The sequence below is a fragment of the Hydrogenophaga sp. genome (genome assembly GCF_035481345.1).
Taxonomy (GTDB): domain Bacteria; phylum Pseudomonadota; class Gammaproteobacteria; order Burkholderiales; family Burkholderiaceae_C; genus Hydrogenophaga.
Map to the genome: position 1 here is coordinate 1 of NZ_DATIGV010000202.1, position 5,519 is coordinate 5,519.

A 5,519-nucleotide genomic window follows, 5' to 3' on the forward strand; every position below is an offset into this window, starting at 1 on the left:
CGACCTGCAGGTGGGCCAGACGGGCAAGATCGTGGCGCCGCAGCTCTACATCGCGGCCGGCATCTCCGGTGCCATCCAGCACCTGGCGGGCATGAAGGACTCCAAGGTGATCGTGGCGATCAACAAGGACCCGGAGGCGCCCATCTTCTCCGTGGCCGACTACGGGCTGGAGGCCGACCTCTTCGAGGCCGTGCCCGAGCTGGTCAGGGCGCTCTGAGGCTCGGCCAGCGGCTCAATCCGTGTAGGTCACCAGGCAGTCCTGCGTGGCCGTCGCGATGTGGCGACCATCTTCGTCGTGGTATTGCGCGATGGCCAGCCCCCGACCGTTCGCGGCGTGCGCGCAGCCCGCGCGTACGTGCAGCCAGCGGTCCGCGCGCGGTGGCGCGTGCAGCCACAGCGCGTGGTTGAGGCTGGAGATGTACATGCCGCGCTCGCCCGCGCGCGCCAGGTGCGGCGCGAGGATGCAGAAGTTGAGCCACCAGTCCGAGAGGTAGGCGAAGGCGGCGGCGTGCAGGTGCGCGTCCTCGCCCAGGGCCTGGGGCACCTTCATCCAGTAGCGAAACGGCCCACCCGCGGTGGCGCCGTCGAGCTGGCGCCTGGCCTCGGGAATGCGGAAGTGAATGGCGGCGTTGCAGTCGCGGCCGTAGCCGCCCATGAGGGCGATGCGCTCGCGCAGGGTCTCGGGCACGTCGCCGAGCGAGGGCAGGTCCTCGGGCCGCTCACCGGCGGGGGCCGGGGAGGCCTCGGCGTGCGCAGGGCCGGGCAGTGGCAGCGCGCAGCTCACCTGCGCGTCCAGCACGGTGCGTTCGCCCTGCGCGCCACGCACGTGAAGCGAAGTGAAGCGCTTGCCGTCCTGCAGGCGCTGCACGTCGAAGGCGATGGGCTGGTCCGGCATGGCCCCTTGCAGGAAGAGGAACTGCATCATGGTGGGCGGGCGGCCCTCGGGCGCTTCCATCAGCGCGGCGCGCAGGGCCTGGCCCAGCAGTTGTCCGCCATAGGAGCGGCCGTTCTGGTTGGCGTCGCCGTGCAGGCTGCGCCAGCGGCCCGGGCCGGCGGGCTTGAGCGTCAGTCGGTCGGCAAGCGTGAGCGCGCTAGCGGGCTCGATGTCCGTTGCGCTCATCGCGTCTCCTGTCGATCGGCCCGCCGGTGCCCGGCGGTGCGCGGTTCGATGCCGGGCTTGAGGCGCCAGTCGGGCCCGAACTCGGCCAGGGTGTGCGCGGGCATGCTGTCTTCATGCGCGATGCCGCGCAGCCGCGCCGCGTAGGCCTCGAGGTGCGCGTGGCGCTGGGCCTCGTCGCTGTACTGGATGGACCAGCCCACGAAGGGCTGCAGCACCTGCAGGCCGCTGTAGCCGAAGGTGCCGTGGTGCAGGTGCCAGAGGATGACGTCGCGCTGCCCGAGCAGGCCATCGCTTTCCATCATCTCGGGAAAGCACCCGGTGGTGAACGACAGCATGGCCCTGCGGCCCTTGAGGCCGCCCTGGTCGAAGCGCTTGCCGCCCGCACCGTAGACCGTGCCGTTGGCGAACACACGGTCGATCCAGCCTTTCATGATGGCGGGCACCGAGAACCACCAGAGCGGGAACTGCAGGATCAGCAGATCGCAGCGCAGGAGCTTGTGAATTTCGGCCTGTATGTCGTCGCTGAAGCCCTGGCGCTGCGAGGCCTGCTTCTGTTCGCGGTCGTACTGCAACTGGTGGGGGAAGCGCCGCTCGGTGAAGTCGGCCGCGTTGGCCACGGGGTTGAAGCCCATGGCGTAGAGGTCGGAGAGTTCGACCTCATGGCCCTCCTCCTTCAACACACGCAGCGAGGTGTCGAGCAGCGCGCGGTTGAAGGAGCGCGGCTCGGGGTGGGCGTAGACGATCAGGATCTTCATGCGGGCTCCCGCGCCGGCAAGGAGTCGTCAATTATTAGTCCGGCACGTCGGTTTATTATTAACCGATTCGCCGGCTTGGCGCCAGCACCGTCGGCGGACCGCCATCAAGCCGCGGGCAACTCGGCGCGCCGCGGCAGATCGGCGCCGCGCCGTCCGCAGGTGATGGCGGCGGCCCACGTGGCGAACCGCAGGGCGGCGTCCAGCGACTGTGGCGACAGGCCGGCGAGGGCCTCGCGGCCGAGTGCATCGCGCTCGGCCAGCCAGGTGAGCAGCGCGGCCTGGAAGGTGTCGCCCGCGCCCACGGTGTCGACCACATCCACGGGGGGCGCCGACACCTCGACGCGGTGCCGCGCCGTCCAGGCGATGGCTCCGAGCGCGCCGCGCGTGACGACCACCAGCGACACGCCGCTGTCCAGCGCCTCGCGCGCGAAGGCCTCGGGCGCGCGGCCATCGATGAGCGCGAGGTCTTCCTCGCTCACCTTGAGCAGGTCGGCGCGCGGGAGCATCCAGCGCAACTGCTCGCGCCAGACCTGCGTGTCGGGCTGCACGTTGAGGCGCACGTTGGGGTCGTAGGCGATGAGCGCTCGCTGGCGGTGCCGCTCGACGAGGGCGCGCAGCGAACTGGCCGTCTCGCCGACGACGGTGGTGTAGGAGCCGAGGCAGATGGCGCGCGTGGACTCGGGCAGGTGCGCCACGGCCTCGGGCGCGAGCAGGCGGTCGGCGCCGCCGTCGCCATAGAACGCGTAGGACGGCACGCCCGCCGCGTCAGTGCCGATGAGGCTGAGGGTGGTGGGCGCGTCGCTGCGCCGCAGGGTGTCGGTGCCGACGCCCTCTTCCCGCAAGGCCTGCATGAGGCGTTCACCCAGGAAGCCGTTGGACACGGTGGTGAGCAGCGACACCGGTTGCGCCATTCGCGCCAGGCCGACGGCGAGGTTGAAGGGCGAGCCGCCGACACGCGCGTCCAGGCTCAGGCCGGTGGCCGTGCGCGCCACGGCGAACACATCAAAGAGGGCTTCTCCACACACGACGAACATGCGGCCTCACATCGCCCGGTCGTTCAATGGGATCCGCGAAAGCGGGTCAGCGACTGGCGGCGGAACTCCGATGGCGTCATGCCCTTGATCTCGAGGAAGCGGCGGTTGAAGTTGGCCACGTTGTTGTAGCCCACCTCGTAGCAGATGTGCGTGATCTGCTGGTCGGTGTCCATGAGCAACTGGCAGGCGCGGCTGATGCGCACGCGGTTGACGAAGTCGGTGAAGGTGTTGCCGGTGGCGCGGCGGAAGAAGCGGCTGAAGCGGCTCTCGCTCATGCCCAGCTCGGCGGCCAGCGCGGCGGCCGAGTGCTGCTCGGACAGGTGGTCGGTGATACGGCTGACCACGGCGTCGATCTGGTCGAGTTCGGTGGCGGCCTCGTCGCTTTGCAGCTTCACGCTGGAGAGCAGGCGGTAGTCGGTGCAGGCGGCGAGGTCGGCCATGAAACCGCAGAAGGCGGTGAAGCGGCGCAGGCCGCGCGCGCCCTTGACGCGGTGCCAGTGCGCCTCGGCCGCGTCGGACAGGCCGAAGAACTCGATGCCGTGGCGCGCGCGTTCCAGCAGGGGCAGCACCTCGGCCAGTTCGGGAATGGTCTCGCTCGCGCGCGCCAGCGGCTCGTGCGGGAACTGGATGACCAGGTCGCGCAGCGCCACGCCGCCGTCGGGCAGGTCCATGCTGACCCAGTTGTGCGGCAGGCGCGGGCCGGTGAGCACGAGCTGGCCGGGCTGGAAGGGGCCGATCCAGTCGCCCACGAAGACCTTGCCCGAGGTGGCGGTGATGAGGTGCAGCTCGTACTCGTCGTGGTAGTGCCAGCGCGCCAGCGGCGTGGGAAAACCGTGCGAGAGGCAGCGCAGGAAACCGGCCTCGTCGGGCGGTTCGTAGCCGAGGTCGGGGGAGCGCGCGTACTCGTTCTCCAGCTCGGGCCGGAACTGGCGGGGCGTGGAGGCGGGCCTCTGGGGCATGGCGGGCTGGGTGGCGGAGCGGATCAGGAACTTACCACCGGTGCCGCGAGCTGCGCCACCCGCGCACCGGCGCGGCGCACCGCCTCGCGCAGGCGCTCGTGGCCGGCGATGTCGCCCCACAGCGTGGGGTCGGCGCAGAGCGCGGCCACAGGGTCGTCGGCGTCGCAGATGGCGTGCGCCACGGCGGGGTCCATGCCCTGGTCCTGGTAGGTATAGGGCAACTGGCCGCGGTGCCAGCGCTGCAGGAAGGCCAGGAACAGCGCGGGCAGCAGGGCCACGCTGTCGACGGACGCGCCCTGCGCCAGGCGCTCGCGCACCGTGGGCGCGATGAAGCCGGGGATCTTGGCGAAGCCGTCCATGGCCACGCGCTGGTTGGTGTCGCGGATGGCGGGGTTGGCGAAGCGCGCGAGCACCTCGTCGCGGTAGGCGGGCAGGTCCACCGGACTTGGCGCGCCGGGGCGCGTCAGGCAGGGGATCACGTCGTCGGTGACGTAGTCGAAGGCCATCTGCCGGATGGCCGGTGTGCGCGTGCCTTCGTGGATGAACCGCAGGCCGGCGAGCGTGCCGGCCCAGGCGATGCAGCTGTGGCTGGCGTTGAGGATGCGGATCTTGGCCTCCTCGTAGGGCGCGACGGAGACCACCATCTGCACGCCCACGGACTCCCAGGCGGGGCGGCCGGCGATGAAGTGATCCTCGATCACCCACTGGATGAAGCGCTCGCCGGTGACGGGTGCGGCGTCGTCCCGGCCGGTGGCGGCGCGCACGCGCTCGCGCAACTCGGGCGGCGGGCGCGGGGTGATGCGGTCCACCATCGCGTTGGGGCAGCTCGTGTGCTCGCGCACCCAGGCCGCGAGCGCGGCGTCGCCCACGCGCTCGATGAACTGCAGCAGACCGGCGCGCGCGCGCTCGCCGTTGTGGCGCAGGTTGTCGCAGTTGAGCAGCGTGAGCGGCCCGGCGCCGGCCGCGCGGCGCGCGCGCAGCAGCGCGGTCAGCGCGCCGTAGAGCGTGGCGCCGGCCTCGCCCCGGCGCGCGCGCTGCAGGTCGGCGCTCAGGTCGGTGCTGCGCCAGTCGAGCTGACCGTGATCGTCGAGGTAGTAGCCGGCCTCGGTGACGGTGAAAGAGACGATGCGCGTGGCCGGGTCGGCGCCGCGCGCGATGAGGGGCGCCAGGCCGGGCGCGTAGGGCAAGACCTCGCGGATGGCGGTGATGCGCTCGTAGCGGTACTCGCCGTCGGGTGAGACGGTCTCCAGCGTGTAGGCGCCGCCCTGGCGGCGCAGGGCCTCGATCACTTCGGGCGCGTCGTCGCGCAGGTTGCCGCCGGCCAGGAACCAGTGCGGATCGCCGCGATCGATGAGGCGCTGCAGGTAGACCGCCTGGTGCGCGCGGTGGAAGGAGCCCAGGCCGAGGTGCAGCAGCACGAAGCGGGCATCGGGGGGCGGCAGGGTCACGGAGGCGGTCACGGTGCGGTGGTTCGGGAGGCGGTCTCGGGGTGGGCGACGGCGCGCCCCTGGCTGTCGAAGAGGTGCAGTTGCGTGGCGTCGAGTTCGACGCGCACCGCATCGCCCACGCGCAGCGGCGTGCGCTCGTTCTGGCGCGCGATCAGCGGCACGCCACCGACCTCGACGTGGATCAGCGTGTCGGCGCCCAGGGC

General features: G+C 71.5%; 7 protein-coding genes. 1 reads left to right on the forward strand and 6 read right to left on the reverse strand.

The window, feature by feature from the left end; genetic code table 11:
• Positions 1-217 (forward strand): FAD-binding protein (locus VLG41_RS21460; protein WP_325351417.1); only part of this gene is annotated, 217 nt, incomplete at its 5' end.
• 15 nt (positions 218-232) lie between these two features.
• On the opposite strand, the gene VLG41_RS21465 is transcribed toward VLG41_RS21460, so the two are convergent.
• From VLG41_RS21465 to VLG41_RS21490, 6 genes are all read right to left on the reverse strand, one after another.
• On the reverse strand, positions 233-1,120 hold the full coding sequence (locus VLG41_RS21465) for an acyl-CoA thioesterase (RefSeq protein WP_325351418.1): 888 nt from the start codon (positions 1,118-1,120) through the stop codon (positions 233-235).
• Positions 1,117-1,875 carry an NAD(P)H-dependent oxidoreductase gene (locus VLG41_RS21470; RefSeq protein ID WP_325351419.1) on the reverse strand — a complete coding sequence of 253 codons (759 nt, stop codon included), beginning with the start codon at positions 1,873-1,875 and terminating at the stop codon, positions 1,117-1,119. Before VLG41_RS21470 ends, VLG41_RS21465 begins: the two co-directional genes overlap by 4 nt.
• A 104-nt stretch (positions 1,876-1,979) precedes the next feature.
• Positions 1,980-2,909, reverse strand: a complete 930-nt coding sequence (locus tag VLG41_RS21475; protein WP_325351420.1) for a carbohydrate kinase — start codon at positions 2,907-2,909, stop codon at positions 1,980-1,982.
• Positions 2,910-2,932: 23 nt separating this feature from the next.
• Entirely contained in the window at positions 2,933-3,868 is a 936-nt protein-coding gene (locus VLG41_RS21480) for an AraC family transcriptional regulator (RefSeq protein WP_325351421.1), read from the reverse strand.
• A 23-nt stretch (positions 3,869-3,891) separates the two neighbouring features.
• Entirely contained in the window at positions 3,892-5,283 is a 1,392-nt protein-coding gene (dalD, locus tag VLG41_RS21485) for a D-arabinitol 4-dehydrogenase (RefSeq protein WP_325351423.1), read from the reverse strand.
• Between the two features lie 41 nt (positions 5,284-5,324).
• Positions 5,325-5,519 (reverse strand): TOBE domain-containing protein (locus tag VLG41_RS21490; protein ID WP_325351422.1); only part of this gene is annotated, 195 nt, incomplete at its 5' end.

Excerpts from the sequence above, each read along its gene's own strand:
- VLG41_RS21465 (WP_325351418.1), bottom strand. The coding sequence starts at position 1,120 with ATGAGCGCAACGGACATCGAGCCCGCTAGCGCGCTCACGCTTGCCGAC.
- VLG41_RS21470 (WP_325351419.1), bottom strand. The coding sequence starts at position 1,875 with ATGAAGATCCTGATCGTCTACGCCCACCCCGAGCCGCGCTCCTTCAAC.
- VLG41_RS21475 (WP_325351420.1), bottom strand. The coding sequence starts at position 2,909 with ATGTTCGTCGTGTGTGGAGAAGCCCTCTTTGATGTGTTCGCCGTGGCG.
- VLG41_RS21480 (WP_325351421.1), bottom strand. The coding sequence starts at position 3,868 with ATGCCCCAGAGGCCCGCCTCCACGCCCCGCCAGTTCCGGCCCGAGCTG.